General features: G+C 68.0%; 16 protein-coding genes. 5 read left to right on the top strand and 11 right to left on the bottom strand.

Features of this window, described 5'->3' with window-relative positions:
• Positions 1-15 precede the first annotated feature (15 nt).
• The 4 genes from F5X71_RS27500 to F5X71_RS27485 all read right to left on the bottom strand — a co-directional run bounded on the left by F5X71_RS27500 (position 16) and on the right by F5X71_RS27485 (position 4207).
• A complete protein-coding gene (locus tag F5X71_RS27500; protein WP_167464616.1) occupies positions 16-1140 on the bottom strand; it encodes a bifunctional 2-methylcitrate synthase/citrate synthase in 1125 nt (374 codons plus the stop codon).
• Positions 1140-2054 carry a methylisocitrate lyase gene (gene prpB / locus F5X71_RS27495; protein WP_167464615.1) on the bottom strand — a complete coding sequence of 305 codons (915 nt, stop codon included), beginning with the start codon at positions 2052-2054 and terminating at the stop codon, positions 1140-1142. The genes F5X71_RS27500 and prpB overlap by 1 nt, the downstream gene beginning before the upstream one ends.
• Complete coding sequence (prpD, locus tag F5X71_RS27490) at positions 2054-3556, bottom strand: 2-methylcitrate dehydratase PrpD (protein ID WP_167464614.1); 1503 nt, start codon at positions 3554-3556, stop codon at positions 2054-2056. Before prpD ends, prpB begins: the two co-directional genes overlap by 1 nt.
• Positions 3557-3733: 177 nt before the next feature.
• Positions 3734-4207 (bottom strand): flavodoxin family protein, encoded by a 474-nt coding sequence (locus F5X71_RS27485; protein WP_167464613.1) that lies wholly within the window; start codon positions 4205-4207, stop codon positions 3734-3736.
• 269 nt (positions 4208-4476) lie between these two features.
• Between F5X71_RS27485 and F5X71_RS27480 the strand changes: the two genes are divergently transcribed.
• Together F5X71_RS27480 and F5X71_RS27475 are read left to right on the top strand one after the other, a co-directional pair.
• On the top strand, positions 4477-5145 hold the full coding sequence (locus F5X71_RS27480; protein WP_167464612.1) for a hypothetical protein: 669 nt from the start codon (positions 4477-4479) through the stop codon (positions 5143-5145).
• Positions 5146-5147: 2 nt separating this feature from the next.
• Complete coding sequence (locus F5X71_RS27475; protein WP_167466788.1) at positions 5148-5330, top strand: transcriptional regulator; 183 nt, start codon at positions 5148-5150, stop codon at positions 5328-5330.
• A gap of 61 nt (positions 5331-5391) precedes the next feature.
• Here F5X71_RS27475 and F5X71_RS27470 read toward each other — a convergent pair whose 3' ends face one another.
• The 3 genes from F5X71_RS27470 to F5X71_RS27460 all read right to left on the bottom strand — a co-directional run bounded on the left by F5X71_RS27470 (position 5392) and on the right by F5X71_RS27460 (position 7908).
• Positions 5392-6180, bottom strand: coding sequence for an AfsR/SARP family transcriptional regulator (locus F5X71_RS27470; RefSeq protein WP_167464611.1), 789 nt, complete (start codon positions 6178-6180; stop codon positions 5392-5394).
• Positions 6181-6504: 324 nt separating this feature from the next.
• The gene (locus tag F5X71_RS27465) at positions 6505-6843 is read right to left on the bottom strand and encodes a hypothetical protein (protein WP_167464610.1); all 339 of its coding nucleotides are present in this window, start codon (positions 6841-6843) and stop codon (positions 6505-6507) included.
• 264 nt (positions 6844-7107) lie between these two features.
• A complete protein-coding gene (locus F5X71_RS27460) occupies positions 7108-7908 on the bottom strand; it encodes an AfsR/SARP family transcriptional regulator (RefSeq protein WP_167464609.1) in 801 nt (266 codons plus the stop codon).
• 350 nt (positions 7909-8258) lie between these two features.
• On the opposite strand from F5X71_RS27460, the gene F5X71_RS27455 reads away from it, so the two are divergent.
• Positions 8259-9404, top strand: coding sequence for a sensor histidine kinase (locus tag F5X71_RS27455; protein ID WP_238815502.1), 1146 nt, complete (start codon positions 8259-8261; stop codon positions 9402-9404).
• A complete protein-coding gene (locus tag F5X71_RS27450; protein WP_167464608.1) occupies positions 9401-10084 on the top strand; it encodes a response regulator in 684 nt (227 codons plus the stop codon). The genes F5X71_RS27455 and F5X71_RS27450 overlap by 4 nt, the downstream gene beginning before the upstream one ends.
• Here the strand turns inward: F5X71_RS27450 and F5X71_RS27445 are convergent.
• Positions 10055-10792, bottom strand: coding sequence for an SDR family NAD(P)-dependent oxidoreductase (locus F5X71_RS27445; protein WP_167464607.1), 738 nt, complete (start codon positions 10790-10792; stop codon positions 10055-10057). The genes F5X71_RS27450 and F5X71_RS27445 overlap by 30 nt on opposite strands.
• A gap of 371 nt (positions 10793-11163) precedes the next feature.
• Here F5X71_RS27445 and F5X71_RS27440 point away from each other — a divergent pair, with 371 nt between their 5' ends.
• On the top strand, positions 11164-11976 hold the full coding sequence (locus tag F5X71_RS27440) for a UbiA family prenyltransferase (protein ID WP_203218221.1): 813 nt from the start codon (positions 11164-11166) through the stop codon (positions 11974-11976).
• Between the two features lie 57 nt (positions 11977-12033).
• Here the strand turns inward: F5X71_RS27440 and F5X71_RS27435 are convergent, their stop codons facing one another.
• The 3 genes from F5X71_RS27435 to F5X71_RS27425 form a co-directional block, all read right to left on the bottom strand.
• On the bottom strand, positions 12034-13032 hold the full coding sequence (locus tag F5X71_RS27435; protein WP_167464606.1) for a polyprenyl synthetase family protein: 999 nt from the start codon (positions 13030-13032) through the stop codon (positions 12034-12036).
• A 98-nt stretch (positions 13033-13130) separates the two neighbouring features.
• The gene (locus F5X71_RS27430; RefSeq protein ID WP_167466785.1) at positions 13131-14744 is read right to left on the bottom strand and encodes an AMP-binding protein; all 1614 of its coding nucleotides are present in this window, start codon (positions 14742-14744) and stop codon (positions 13131-13133) included.
• Complete coding sequence (locus F5X71_RS27425) at positions 14744-15691, bottom strand: UbiA family prenyltransferase (RefSeq protein ID WP_167464605.1); 948 nt, start codon at positions 15689-15691, stop codon at positions 14744-14746. The genes F5X71_RS27430 and F5X71_RS27425 overlap by 1 nt, the downstream gene beginning before the upstream one ends.
• Between the last annotated feature and the right edge of the window lie 7 nt (positions 15692-15698).

The raw sequence follows: 15698 nt of genomic DNA, 5'->3' as shown, positions 1-15698 counted from the left end.
TTCGTGCGAGCGGGCTCAGGCGACGACCGAACGCTGTGGCACGCCGACGTATTCGCTCAGCGGGCGGATCAGCGCGTTGGACGCGCCCTGCTCGATGATGTGCGCCGTCCAGCCGGTGATCCGGCTCAGCACGAAGATCGGCGTGAACACCTCGATGTCGAAGCCGAGCAGGTAGTACGCGGGCCCGGTCGGGAAATCGAGGTTGGGTTTGATGCCGGTGGTCTCGGCCATGGTGCGCTCGAGGATCTCGTACATGCGCACCCACCGCTGCCCGTCGGTCGCGGCGGCGATGTCGAGGAAGGCCTGCTTCATCGTCGGCACCCGGGAATCACCGTTCTTGTAGACACGGTGGCCGAAGCCCATCACCTTTTCCTTGTTCGCGAGCTTGGCGCGCAGCCACTGCTCGGCCAGGTCGGGATCGCCGATCGCCAGCATGTCGTGCATGACGGCCTCGTTGGCGCCGCCGTGCAACGGTCCTTTGAGCGCGCCGATGGCCGCGGTCACCGCGCTGTAGATGTCGGACAGCGTCGAGGTGACCACCCGTGCGGCGAAGGTCGAGGCGTTGAAGCTGTGCTCGGCGTAGAGGATCAACGACACCTCGAACGCGTGCACCAGTTCCCGGGACGGGATGTTGCCGAAGCACATGTGCAGGAAGTTCTCGGCGAAGCCCAGGTGCGAATGCGGCGCGATCGGATCCTGGCCGTGCCTGCGGCGGTGATCGGCGGCGACGATGGTCGGCAGCACCGCCATCATCCGTAATGCCTTGGCGCGGTTGGCCGCCGGGCTGTTGTCGTCCTCGGCGGGGTCCTCGGCGCCGAGGTAGCTGATCGCGGTGCGCACCACGTCCATCGGGTGGCAGTTGTCGGGCATCTTGGCCACCAGCGACAGCAGCGAGCGGTCGGCCCGGCGAGCGGCCCGCTCCTGCTGGCAGAACCGTTCCAGCTGAGCGTCATTGGGCAGCTCACCGTGCCACAGCAGGTAGGCGACCTGCTCGAAGCCGCAGTGCCCCGCCAGATCCTGCACGGCGTAGCCGCGATAGGTGAGCGAATTGGTTTCCGGCACCACCTTGGACACCGCGGTGGTGTCCACGACGACGCCGGCGAGACCCTTGTAGATCGTGGGTATGGCGATCTCGGGCATTACTGGTCCTTCCCCAGCCGGAAAGTGAAGATGTCGGCATCGAAGTCGTTGTAGCGCTCGTACTCGAGCAGTTCGTAGAGCCTGCCGCGGTGCTGCATCCGGTCGAGCAGCCCGGCCTGGGTGCCCGCGGCGAAGATCTCGCGCAGGCCTGCCTCGGCGGCCCACATGGCAAGGCGCAGTGTGGATACCGGGTAGATCACCGCGTTGTAGCCGAGCGATTCCAGCGTCTCGGCGGTGAGCAGTTCGGACTTGCCGAACTCGGTCATGTTGGCCAGCAACGGGATCGAGACCGCGGCACGGAACTTCGCGAACTCGGCCGCGTCGCGCAGCGCCTCGGTGAAGATCAGGTCGGCACCGGCGTCGGCGTAGGCCTTCGCCCGTTCGACGGCGGCGTCGATGCCTTCGATCCCGGCCGCGTCGGTGCGCGCGCAGATCACGAAATTCGGGTCACGCCTTGCCGATACGGCCGCGCGGAGGCGGCGCACCATCTCCTGTGTCGGCACCACGGCCTTACCGTCGAGGTGCCCGCAACGTTTCGGATTCACCTGGTCTTCGAGGTGGCAGCCCGCGATTCCGGCGTCCTCGAGCAGCGTCACGGTGCGTGCGGCGTTCATCGGTTCGCCGAAGCCGGTGTCGGCGTCGATGAGCACGGGCAGATCGGTGACCCGCGCGATCTGCCGCCCGCGCTCGGACACCTCGCTGAGCGTGGTGAGTCCGATATCGGGCAGTGCGAGTTCGGCGGAGACCACCGCGCCGGAGACATAGACGCCTTCGAAGCCGATTTCCTGGATCAGCTTGGCCACCAACGGATTGAAGGCACCTGGCAGGCGCTGGATCCGTCCGGAGGCCAAGCCCGCACGCAGGGCCGCGCGCTTGTCCGCGGCCGACGTCGCCGCCGCGAGCAGGCCCGTCATCAGAACAGCCCTCGGGGCGAGCGCGGCGAACGCGCGAGCACGTCGTCGGAGACGGTGAAGGTGAGTCCGCCGAGCTCGGCGGGGGACAGCTCGGCGGTGCGCTGCGCGACCTCGAGGAACCGGTCCTGCTCGGCGGGATCGATCACGCCCTCGGCGAGGGTGCGGAACTTCGCGATGTACTGCGCGCGCGCGAACGGGCGGGCGCCGAGCGGGTGCGCGTCGGCGACGGCGAGCTCGTCGGTGATGATTTCGCCGCTCTTCAAGGTGATTTCGGCGCGGGCACCGAACGCCTTCTCATTCGGGTCGGTGCTGTGGTAGCGGCGCGTCCACTCCGGATCCTCGGCGGTGGAGATCTTGCGCCACAGCTCGACGGTGTCGGGGCGCGCGGCGCGTTCTGGCGCGTAGGAACGCTCGTGATGCCAGGTACCGTCCTGCAGGGCGACCGCGAAGATGTACATGATCGAGTGGTCGAGGGTTTCCCGCGAGGCGCCGGGGTCGAACTTCTGCGGATCGTTGGATCCGGTGCCGATCACGTAGTGCGTGTGGTGGCTGGTGTGCAGCACGATCGAGGCGATCTGGGTCAGGTCGCCGATCCGCTCGCGCAGGCGGCAGGCCAGGTCGATCGGCGCCTGACTCTGATACTCCGCGGAATGTTCCTTGGTGTAGGAGTCCAGGATCGCCCGCTTCGGCTCACCGGGGCCGGGCAGCGGCACCGAGTATTCGGTCTCGGGGCCGCCGAGCAGCCAGGCGATCACACCGTCCTCGCCCTCCCAGATCGGCGACGGCGCGCCCTCGCCGCGCAGCGCGCGATCGACGGCCTCGACCGCCATCTTGCCCGCGAAGGCCGGCGCGTAGGCCTTCCAGCTGGAGATCTCGCCCTTGCGGGATTGCCGCGTCGCGGTGGTGGTGTGCAGTGCCTGCCCGACCGCCTGGTAGATGGTCTCGGGGTCGAGCCCGAGCAACGTGCCGATGCCCGCCGCGGCCGACGGTCCGAGATGGGCGACGTGGTCGATCTTGTGCTGGTGCAGGCAGATGGCCCGCACCAGGTCGATCTGGATCTCGTAACCCGTTGCCAGGCCGCGGATCAGCTCCGCCCCGCTCCGCCCGGCGTGCTGCGCCACCGCCAGGATCGGCGCGATGTTGTCACCGGGGTGGGAGTACTCCGCGGCGAGAAAGGTGTCGTGGAAGTCGAGCTCGCGCACGGCGACGCCGTTGGCCCAGGCCGCCCACTCGGGGGAGTAGGCGCCGCCGACGCCGAACACGGCGGCGCCGGGCCGATAGGGATGGGCCAGTGCCTGGGCGCGCGCGTTGGCGACCGGTCGCCGGGTGAGCGACGCGGCCGCGACCGCGGCGTTGTCGATGATCCGGTTGACGATCATCTCCGCGGTCTGCGGCGCCACCTCGACCGGGTCGGCGGCGACCTCGGCGATGCGCCAGGCGAGATGCTCTGTGCGCGGGAACTGCTCGGCGGAGCGGTGGGTGCGGACGAGATGATTCTTCATATTTCGCACGCTACCGAGCACCGACCGGCGCCGAACCGCCTCGCAAATGCCTATTTTTGCGGAAGCGGATCAGCGAAGTTGCGAAGGTTGTGTGCGTCGGCGGTGCTCAGCGCACCGGTGCCGGAACACGAAAAACCCCCGGGGTTCCGGGGGTTTCGTGTCGGTGCGGGCGAACCGTCAGGACGGGGCGCCGATCCGGGATCGCAGGCCGACGGCGAAGGTGCGCGCGGCGTCGAGATCGTTGGCGTCGGGGTGGCCCTTGCGGATACCGCCGACGATCTTGAGCGGCAGCCAGGTGTCGAAGCCGCGGCAGGTGAACACGTCGACGACCGAGAACCCCTTCTGCTCGATCGACTTCGACAGCGTGCGGGTGTACTGCCGGAACTTCGGCTCGGGGAAGCCGCTGCTGGCGAACACGAAGGCCTTGCCGCGCTGCCCTTCCGGGAGTGACTTGACGAAGTCACGCAGCTCCGGATGGAAGGCCATGTTGAAGATGCCCGAGCCGAAACCCACCAGGTCGTAGGTGGCGAGCTCGGCGGCGTCGACCTCGCCGGGCGCGACCACCCGAGCCTCCAGGACCTGGCCGATGACATCGGCGATCCTCTTCGTATTGCCATGCGACACGGAGGTGCACACGATGATGGCCTTCATGACGATGCTCCTTTCGCTTTCTCGAATTCACTGTGCTGCTGGTCAGAGCGGGTCACAGGCTCTCTTTTCGTAATCGTCCAGCCGCGAGCCACACCGCCAGCCTATCGGTGCCGAATGCCGGCGGAAATTATCCGAACGGAGTAGTGCGGTGCCACCATTCGGTCACCGCGCTCCGCTATCGCCGCGCAACAGGCGGGAGATATCGCGGGAATACGCGCCTCTGCGACCGTGGGCAGTGCCAAGACGACAGCGCCCGAAGGAGCAGACAGATGTCCGAGGCATTATGCGAAAATCCGACCTGCCGCAGCGCCGTGGCGATCGAAACATTGCGATCCACGCCACCGGCCGACGATGTGCGCGTGTGCCCCGATTGCCTGACTCGCTTTTTCGAGACATTGCGGCAATTGCCGGTGCTGTACGCGCGGTGCGGCGAGTTACTGCAGGGCGAGCGCAACCGCAGGATGCCCCCGGCCCGGGGCGGGCTGCGTCAGGGCATCGTGTTGAAGGACCAGTTGGTCGAGGCCCGCACCGAGATGCTGACGCTGGCGGCCTCGTGGGCGGCCATGGTGGTGGACGAGGCGAGGCCGCCGCGGCGACCGCGCCGAGACATCACCACGCTCGTGGATTTCCTGCTGCAGTACGGGGATTGGCTGGCCGCGCATCCGGCGATCATCGACGCGATGGACGAGTTCGCCGAGGTGCACGCCATGGCCAAGCAGGTGATAGATCCGGTGCCGAACCAGATCGAGGTCGGCCGATGCGATCGACCGGGATGCGATCAGAAGGTGTATGCCCAGTTGGCCGCGGCCGGTCCCGGCGACAGTCTGGTGAGCTGCCCGGCGGGGCACAGCTGGCAGCCGCATCAGTGGCTGGCGTTGCGGCAGCGGGTCGGCCGCCCGCAGCGCCATGCCGTGCGGCGTGGGGAGGCGGTGGCGTGACCATGCAGATGTCCAGCCGACGGCTGGTGCCGACCGAACTCGCCGCGCTCGCCGCGGGCGTCAAACAGGAGACGATCCGCAAGTGGGCCAGTCGCGGCAAGCTGACCAGGTACGGCAGGCCAGGTCGCGCCGAATACGACCTGTCCGAGATCCTGGTGCTACTCGGCCCGGAACCGGTCCGATAGCGAGAACGCGGGCACGGCAACAGCTTTGCTCAGGCTGTCGCTGTGCCCGCGGCGATCCCGCTCACCCGGCGCGCCGCTCCGGTTCGAACAGCGCGGGTCGCGCCAGGTTGTCCCCGCCGGCCAGGATGTCGCGCTCCAGCTTGCGCAGCTCGTCGGAGGGTTCCAGGCCGACCTGCTGGATCAGCGTGGCACGCGCGCGCTGATAGACCTCGAGTGCTTCGGCCGTGCGGCCGCAGCGGTACAGCGCGAGCATCAGATAGCCGTAGGTTTCCTCCCACAGCGGATGTGCGTCGACGTGTGCCTGCAGGTCGGGCACGATCTCCCAGGCCCGGCCGAGCGCGAGCTCGATCCGGAACCGGGACAGTTCGGCGGCCACCCGCCGTTCGGTGAGTGGGTAGGCGATGCGTTGGATCCGGCTGCTCGGCACGTCCGCGAGCACCGGCCCGCGCCACAGCCGCAGCGCCATCCGCAGCGCGACCAGCGCGCCCGTGAGGTTTCCGTCGTGCTCCTCGGCCCTGGCCTGGGCGAGCAGGTCGTCGAATTGCGCGCTGTCCAGGTTGGATCTGTCGAAGACCAGCCGATACCCGGGCGCGCGAGTCTCGATCGCGGCCGGGCAACCGCTGTCGGCGAGCACCCGGCGCAGCACCGAGATGCAGATCTGGATCTGCGATCGCGCCGTCGCCGGGGGCGCACCGTCCCACACCGCATCGGTCAGGCTTTCGATCGAGGTGACGCGGTTTGCCTCCAGCGCGAGCAGGCCGAGGACGGCTCGCTGCCGGTACGAGTCGAGCCGAGGCATTCCCGTATCACCTTCGATCTCCAGCGGACCGAGAATTCTGATCTCAACCATTCTGTGTCCATCCATCTCAACCGGACTCGTCGCGCGAATCCGTTGTTGCATCCCTACTTCCAATATCAAAACCGACGGCAACCGGCCCGCCAATCCGTCCTGTGGGAGCGCACTGCGTCGAAAGGAGTAGCGGGGTCACACAAACGTCGTATTCGTGCCCTCGATAATCGGGGCGTGACCCCGTTTTCGGCGTTGTTTATCAGCCATCGGTTCAGCGGCCTGTCGCATCGTGGCATCGCGGTACGTGGAACGGCCCGCGGTCCGGGGCGAATGCCTCCGATGACCGCGGGCCGTTCGAAACTCTTTGTGCTATAAGGGGAATCGTCAGGGCGACGTGGGCGGGTCGGGTAGTTCGATGACCACCAGGACCAGAGCTTGGTCGGCGAGATTGTAGAGCCGATACGGCGCGGGCAGGCCGCCGCCGCGGATGATCTGACCGGTGGTCAGCGTGGTCCGGCTGCGCACATGATCATGCTCATCGATCACCTCGACCTGGCCGCCGGAGAGCACCACGGTGATCGAGGAGAGCGGGTCGTGGTGCAGGGTGCCGCACCGGTCCGGTGGTATCCGCTCCATCCAGCAGGTCACGCCGTCTTCCTCGACCAGGACGGTGCGGTCATCTTCGTCCGGGGCGTCGTCGGCCCGGGCGTCGTTCGACGTCATGTCGGTTCCCTTGTCGAATGGTCCCGCAGCGCAGATCATGTCGGCTCCTTCGTCGAATAGTCTTGCGGTGCAGTGGTTTCCGTTGGTGTCACGGATCGCATGGCTTCCCCCTTCCGTTGTCTTCCGATATTAGCGATGTTCGAGTGCGTGGATAAAAGGCGTGAATTGGCGTAGCTGTCGCGACTCGCTGTGCTTCCCGGGCGTGGGCGGCGATAATGTTCGGGTATCCGGACAAATAGGACGCGATGACCGGGCGTGGACGTGTTACACGCTCGCCGTCTCGGGTGCCCGCAGAATCTCCCGCTCCAATTCGAGCACCTGGGCCGAGGGGCCGAGGCCGAGCTCGCGATCGAGAACGCGGCGCAGTTGGTGACAGGCGCGCAGCGCGTCGGCCCGCCGGCCGGATCGGTGCAGTGCCGTGATCAGACGCACGTGGAAGGACTCGTCGAGCGGACGGTCGGCGACCAGATTGCGCAGTGTCGGAACGAGATCCGCGTATCGCCCCAGCGTCATCAGCGCGTCCGCGTGGCAGCCCAGTACCCGCGACCGTCGTTCGTCGAGGTAGTCGACGTAGCCGCTGATGATCGGCCCCGGCGTTACGTGGGGCAGCGCGCCGCCGCCCTGCCAGAGCCGCAGCGCGTCCTGTGCCAGCGCCGCGGCGGCCTCGGGCAGGCCGCGACGCAGCAGCCGCACGCTGCGCTCGCCCCACTCGTCGAACTGTCCTGCGTCGATCTGATCGGGACGGGCCACTAGCCGATAGCCGCTCGGCTCGGTCCGCACGACCTGCTCGCCGGGCACGCCGAGGCGGCGGCCGAGCGCGCGGCGGAGATGGTAGATGTGCACGCGGACAGTGGTTTCCGGATGTCCCGGCGGTCGTCCGCCCCAGAGCTCGGTGCCGAGGGCGGCCACGCTGACCGGATGATCGGCCCTGGCCAGCAGGGCGGCCAGGATGGTCTTGACCTTCGCGCCCGGTACCGCGTAGGCGCGCTCGGCGGTGTTCACCTGTAGCGGGCCGAGTACGGTGAACCGCAACATGTTCCGCGGGCGTGGTCTCGATACTTCCATCAGCTGAACAACCTTCGAATGTGCGCGAGTCACGGCGTTCGAATGCCGCTGTCTCGATAGCAACACGGTGTCTCGGCCCGGGCAATGGAGCTGCGCCCTAAGAGATACCGACTGCGCCGAAGGGATAATCAGACCGGTAAGTTTGATCCGAGATCGGAGCCGGTGGTCTACGCTGCTGGAGGGAATGACCCCGACGTGGAACCCTTCCGCAGGTCGAACGCATTGAACGGCACGCCGTTTCAATGTATTACGCTGGAAGGCCCCTCGACGCCGGGGTAGGATTCGATCTAGTTCTACGCTGAGCCCGGCTGCCGGCCGGGCTGCGCGGCGGGGCAGTGCGAGAAGGGCGGGTGGATGTGATCGGCAGAGATACTACAGGAAGATCAGTGCCAAATCCAAGCATCGAGGCCGATCCGTCAGACACTTTGTCAGCTGATTTCGCGGAACTCTTCGCGGCCCGAATTCCCGCGCTGCTCGCGCAATATCGTGCTCGCCTCGAAGAGGTCGGCAGCCCACTCGTTTCCAGCGACGAGGCCTGGGAGCAGTGCGCAGTGCAAGCCACCCGGATTTTCGAGGACTGTGCCAGCAGCCTCGCGGCGGGCAGCCCGATGGTCAGTCACGTGACCGACGTCTTCGACCTCGGCACCGAGCGCGTGCGTCAGGGCGCCCACATCACCCACTCGGTGCGTGCGGGCGGCATCATCGCCGACCTGGCCATGACCGTGCTCGCCGAATGCGCGGCCCAACTCGGCGCACCGCAGACCGACCTGGTCGCCGCCGTACGGGCGCTGCAGCAGGGGATCGGATTGCGGCTGGAGTCCGGTTCCATCGGCTACGACGCGTTTTTGCTGCAGCGCGTGCGTGAGGCGCACGAGCAGGGGCAGCGCAGGCTGGCCAGGGAGATCCACGACCACATCGGCAACTCGGTCAGCCTGGCGCTGCGTCAGATCGAGCTCTATGAGCTGGAATGCGAACGCGCGGGCGATGATTCGGGATCTCGCCACGTGCAGTTGGCCAAAGATGCCATCCTGGAGACGATTACCCGCAGCCGCGAGCTGGTCAGCGAACTGCGCCAGCCCGGGGTGAACGGGTCGCTGGAAACCGCGCTGCGCGGCTTCGCGGGCTCGCTGGGGCAGTCGGGGGCGCCGCTGCAGATGTGGGTGCGCGGCAGCGACCGGTGGATACCCGGTGCGGTCACCGAGGAGCTGTTCATCATGGTCCGTGAGTGTCTGCGCAACGCGTACACGCACGCGGGTGCGGCCAATGTCGTCGTGCACATCGATATCGCGCCGCACGAGGTCCATGCCGAGATCATCGACAACGGCAAGGGTTTCGATGTCCAGGCGCTGCGTGCCAGCGGCCGTGGCAACGGTCTGCTGATCCTGCAGGAGCGTTCCGACCTGGTCGGCGGCACGGTGCACATCGACTCGTCCCCGGGTCGCGGCACCCGGGTAACCCTATGGATCCCGATCGCCCAGGAGCACCAGAACCTATGAGCCAGAATCAGATCCGCATCCTCGTGGCAGACGACCACACCCTGTTGCGAGAGGCACTGTGCGATCTGCTCCGGGCCGAACCAGATTTCGAGATCGTGGCGCAGGCGGGCACCGGGACCGCGGCGATTCAACTCGCCGCCGAGCACCGCCCCGATGTGCTGCTGCTGGATCTCGAGATGCCGGAGAGCAATCCGCCGGACACGGTACGCAGGCTGCTCGAGCAGGACCCCACGCTGCGGATCATCGTGCTGAGCATGCACGACGCGCAGCAACTCGTGCAGCAGCTGCTCTCCCTCGGCGTCCGCGGATATCTGCACAAGGGCGCCCGCCGCCACACCCTGGTCTCGGCGATTCAGCAGTCCGTCGGCGAAGGCCCGCAGACGGTGACCCTTTCGGTGTCGCCGGAGAGCCTGCGCGCCCGCGCCGAGGAGCCCGAGGATCCGAGCACGCTGTCGACCCGCGAGCGCGAGGTGCTCGTGCTGGTGTCCGAGGCGCTCAGCAATCGCCAGATCGCCACCCGCCTCGGCGTCGCCGAGGCCACGGTGAAGCGGCACCTGCGCAACATCTTCACCAAGCTGGAGGCCGTGTCCCGGATCGACGCGGTCAACCGGGCGGTCGAGCGCGCGCTGATCTCGCCCCAGCACACCGAGTCAGCGCAGGGTGCCCGCGGCTGGCGGTGACCCGGTGACCGGGTGGCGGGACTCGATCATGCGCCCGGAAACATTTCCGGCCGCGTCGCAGACCAGATAGTCCACCAGCGCCGCGGTGTCCTCTTCTGCGGCGCGGCAGCATTCCGGCCTGGACCGCGCTGCGGTCTCGGCCGGCCTTGTCGCGCAACCTATATCGGCGACAACGGTATTCACCCGTACGCCGCGCGGACTGAGTTCGCGCGAGAGCGTTTCGGTCAACGCGTGCACGGTTTCCCGGATCACCAGATCGTCCGGGCGCTTGGGCGCCGAGGAGTCGACCTGGGCCACGTTCACGATCCGGCCTGCGCCCGACTCGGCGAGGTAGCGCTCGGCCGCGCGACTGACCAGCAGCGGCGCCCGCAGCCGAGCGTGCACCACCGACTCCCAGTCCGGTAGCTCCGGCGCGCTGTCCGCGCGGCCGGGGAACGGCGCGTTAACGACCACCGTGGGTGGCCCCAATGTCTCGGCGACCCGTAGCACCGTTGCCTCCGCCTCGTGCAGATAGCGCAGGTCAGCGCCGAACGCCCACAGCCCGGCCCGGTCGGGGCCGATCGAGTCCAGGGAGGTGTCGCACCACGATGCCCGCAGGTCCACCAGGGCTATGGCGAACTTTCGGGCCGCCAGCTTTCGCACGACTGCCGCGCCGAGGCCGCTACCCGCCCCGGTCACGATGGCCACGCGGTGCCGGCTATCCACCATGGCAACGCTCCTTTCAGGATTTCGCACCGTGTCGGGCTGGTTCGAAGCGCCCGACTGTCCCCACGTGAGCGCCCACCCTACGCGATCGTAGGCAGCGGGTGAGTCCGCCATGGCCCGGATGCTGCGAAAGTAGTATTCCGGAGACGCCGGATTGCTCCTTTCAATACACTGAGGTTCACCTTTTAGCATCGAGAGGAGTACCGCATTCGGGGAATATCCGATATGTCGGCACCGGCATAGCGTAATGCGACATGAATATGGGTGCGGCGTCAATTCAATTCCCGGCCGATACTACGGCGGGCGCAGTATTGGTACGGCTTTCGAAAGAATTCCTACAGGAATCTCGGATTTCGGTCCAGATCATCTTCCTGATGCGTTTCGGCACCGCGGCGGTGCTCGGCACCGCGGCGCTGGGCGGCCAGGTACTGCTGGCCGCGGTGGCCTGGGTGCTCGCGACGCTGGCGGCCTACGTGTTCAACGGCGTCATGGACGTCACCGAGGACCGGGCGAACGGCTCGACCCGGCCGATCAGCCGGGGATCGCTGCCGGTGTCGGTGGCCGCGGGCGGGGTGATCGCGGCGGGCGCGCTGGCGCTGGCCATCGGTGGCGTCGTCGACGCGGGCGGATGGCTGCCGCTGTTCATCCTGGCCCATCTGGCCTGCGGTTACGCCTATTCCGGCGCGCCGTTCTACGGTAAGCGCCGCGGCAGCACGGCCGCGCTGCTCGTGCTCGGCATGGGCGTGCTGACCTACGCCGCGGGCTGGCAGGCGGCCGGTCAGCAGGGCGGGCTGCCGGTGCTGGTGCTCGGTACCGCGATGTCGCTGTGGATGGCCGGTGTCGGCGCACTGGTCAAGGACCTGTCCGACGCCGAGGGCGACGCGGCGGGCGGGCGTCAGACGCCGGTCATCAAGTGGGGTGACGGCCGGGTCCGGCTGCTGGTGACGGTGAACGCCGTGCTCATCGCCGCCGGCTACGGCGCGAGCGCCGTGCTTTTCGCGCCGATGCTGGTGCCATCAGCCTGCGCACTGGTCGTCGGCGCGGGGGCCGTCGGTGTGCTGGCCGCGACGACCCGCGGCGCCGCCTCCCGCACCGAACGCCGCCTGCCGTACCGCGCCTTCATGGTCACCCAGTACGCCGTGCACATCGCGGTGCTGGCCACCCTGCTGCTCGCCGGCGTGCGCTGAGGCACTGCCGTGCGGTCGCATCCTTGCCGACCGCGACGACAGTGCCTCGGCACCGGCTCACTTGTTCCGATAGGCGACACCGTGGGCCATGGCGATCAGCTCGTCCCGCCAGCCCGGTTCCAGACCGACGTCGGCGAGGGCGGCGCTGCCCCGCTCGACCAGCTCGCCGATGTGCTGCTCGACCGCGGCAGCTATCCCGGATTCGAGCAGCCGCTCGCGCAGCTGCGCCGAGGTCGTGCCCGGCGCCTCGATCAACGCCCTGACCTGCTCGTCCCGCTCGATCGCGAGCGAGAGCAGCAGGGTCATCTTGTGTCGTTCGAGATCCAGCTGGGCGGGCTTGCCGAGGGTGTCGGTGTCACCGAACATGTCGAGCAGATCGTCGCGCAGCTGGAAGGCCTCGCCGACCGCGAGACCGTAGGCTTCGAACGGCTGCGCCAGGTCGGGCCGCCCGGCCAGGATCGCCCCGACCAACAGCGGCCGGTGGATCGTGTAGTTGCCCGACTTCAGCTGCGCGATGGTGCGCGAGAGCTGCGGGTTGCCCGCGAACCGAGCCGCCGCGACCACATCCAGGTGCTGACCGATCATCAGCTCGGCCCGCAGCTCACCCCAGGCCGCCGTGACCGCGGGCATCGCCTCGGCCATGAAGATGTCGGCGTAGACCAGGGCCAGGTCGCCGGCCAGGATCGCGACGCTCTCGCCGAACCGGCTCGACCCGCCCTGCCAGCCGTGCGCCCGATGCCGGGCCGCGTACTTCTCGTGCACCGAAGGGGCGCCGCGGCGCATCGCCGACTCGTCGAACACGTCGTCGTGGATGAGCGCGCTCGCGTGCAGGAACTCCGTGGCTACCGCCGCGGAGACGATCGAACTACCGTCCGGATCACCGCCTGCCGCGAGATATCCACTGATGCAGAACTCGGGCCTGATCCGTTTACCGCCCGCCCGCATCAGTTCGGCAATCGACTCGATCGTCGCACCCGCCTCGCTGTCCAATGCGAACCAGCGCTTGTGCTCTTTTTCCAGGAACTCGAGTGCCAGTTGTTCGGCACGCTTCATCATGTCGTTTCTGGTGTCTTGTACGGAGTAGATTCCGGTTGCCGCGCACATGGTCGCAGTACCACCCTTCGGAGATAGAGGAATGACATAGCCCGAGGTGGCTACGGAATTCCGGCCAATTGAGCGCGCACGATCTTTCCGGAGCCGTTGCGCGGAATCTCGGCGACGATGACGACATCGCGCGGGACTTTGTACCGAGCCAGCTGGGATTTGACGTAGCCGCGAATTTCCTCCGGATCGAGTTCGGCGCCCGCCTGCGGCACGACGAAGGCCCGCAGCCGCTGGCCGAAGTCCGGGTCGTCCACGCCGATGGCGGCGGCGTCGGCGATGTCGGCCCGGTCGGCGAGCAGGTTCTCCACCTCGCCGGGGTAGACGTTCTCGCCGCCGGAGACGATCATGTCGTCGCTGCGGCCGTCGAGGAACAGCAGACCGGAACGATCGAAGTGACCGATGTCGCCGGTCGAGATCATCCCGCCGTTGCGGTCCTTGTCCCGGCCGTCGGTGTAGCCGCCGAAGCTCAGGCCGTTGGCGACGAAGATGATGCCGGGGGTGTCGGGTTCGGTGATCTCCCGGTCGTCGCGGTCGAACAGCGCGACCCGCACGCCGACCGGCGGCCTGCCCACGGTGCCCGGCGCCTGCCGCAGCTCGGCCGGCGTCGCCACCGACACGGCGGCGACCTCGGTGGCGCCGTAGTTGTTGTAGAGCACGTCGCCGAACGCGGCGGCGGTGCGTGCGCTGAGCCCGGGCGAGATGGCGGAACCGCCGCTGGCGATGATGCGCAGCGCGGAAACGTCGTACCGGGCAAGCACTTCCGGGCCGAGATCGAGGATGCGGCCAAGCATGGTCGGCACCACGATGAGGGTGTCGGCCCGGTGCTTCGCGACGCTCGCGAGGGTGGCCTCGGCGTCGAACTTGCCCTTGCCGAACACCACGGTCTTGCCCAGCGCCATGGCGAGGGTGAACTGCCCAAGGCCGGTGGCGTGGAACAGCGGCGCGGCGATCACCATGACCCCGCCCCGGCTGAGCGGCACCCGGTCGAGCAGCTGCGCCGATTGCAGCGGCGAAATGCGTTTGCGGACCGCGCCTTTCGGTGTGCCCGTGGTGCCGCTGGTGAGCAGCACCAGGCCACCGGGTTCGGCGGGCAGCGGGGGCGGGGTGGTGGAGTTGGCGGCGATCAGGTCATCGATCAGCGCGGGCGCGTCCGCGGCGCGCGGCCCGTCGTGCCAGGTCTCGAACAGCCGCACCGAGTCGGGCAGCGCGGTGGTCGGGCCGCTGAACTCGGCATCGTGGAACAGCACGGTGACGCCCTCGCGCTCGGCGACGTCGCGCAGTTGCGGTCCCGCGAAACCGGTGTTCATGATGACCAGCCGGACGCCGAGCTTGCCGGTCGCGATCATGGTCGCGACCATGCCGCGATGGTCGCGGGCCAGCACGCCCGCGACGTCGCCGGGGCCGATCCCGGCCGCGGCCAGGCCACGGGCCAGCGCGTTCGACTGTCGTTCCAGCTCACCGAAGCTGACACTGCCGCGGGCGTCGACGACGGCGGCGCGGTCGGGCTCGTAGCGCGCCATGTAGCTGATCATGGCGGGGAACGGGCCGCAGTGCGCGGCGATCTTCGCCGAACGCACGTCAGCGGACAGATGGCGGGGATGGATGAAACCACGCTTGCCGAGCACGGCCAGCGATCGGAGCACCTGCGCGGTGCGCTGCAGCATCATGACAGCACCAGGGCCGCGGCCAGGCCGAGACCGACGGCGTCGGTGCTGCGGAACCCGAGGATGACGGCGCGCTGCACCTGATCCTGGAACAGCCCGGCGCGGATCTGCATGGCGCGCAACACGATCGCGGGTACCACGCACACCACCAGCCACGGGTTCAGCGAGCCGATGACGAACGGCGCCACCAGCAGCGCGAGGCTGAGCGCGGACAGCGCGGCGATCAGGCCGCGGTAGATGGTGGGGGAGATGACGGCGGCGAGCGTGCGCCGGCCGGAGGCCGCATCCCCTTCGCGGTCACCGAAATTCGCGTACGAGACCACCAGCAGCATGCACACGCCGATCAGCAGGCCGATCAGCACGGCGTCGGTGGACCAGTGCCGGGCGATGATCCAGTACGGGCCGAGCACCTCGGCGGTGTTGACCAGGAAGATCACGAACTCCAGGCCGGTGGGGCGGTAGCTGAACTTGAACAGCCACGAGTACTGCACGGCGACGGCGATCACCACGAAGTACCCGATCAGGAACGGGAGCGGCACATCACCGTCGAGCGGGATGAGTAGGGCGAGACCGGTCCCGAACGCGATCAGCCCGGTGATGATGCCGAAGGTGATGGCCTCGCGCTCGGACAGCATGCCCGACAGCAGCGGCTTGTTGGACTTGGGCAGATGCCCGCCGGTGGCGTAGTTCTTGGCGTCGCTGCCGTCGCGGTAGCCGACGACGTCGTCGGCGGCACAGGTGGCGACCTTCATCGCGATCATGCCGACCAGGATCAGGCCGAGCGCGACGGCCATGCCCGGCTTGCTGATCGACTCGTGCGCGAGCAGCAACACCGCGAGCAGCCAGGCGTAGAAGTGGTGGTACACCCGGAGCTTCCCCAGGCGGAAATAGGCACCGGCCTTCTCGCCGAAGGAGATTCCGGTGGACTGAATAGTCTCAGTGGTCATGTCGAGT

Origin of the sequence: Nocardia brasiliensis (assembly GCF_011801125.1) — a bacterium.
Lineage (GTDB): Bacteria > Actinomycetota > Actinomycetes > Mycobacteriales > Mycobacteriaceae > Nocardia > Nocardia brasiliensis_C.
This window is presented reverse-complemented; position numbering and strand designations above follow the sequence as displayed.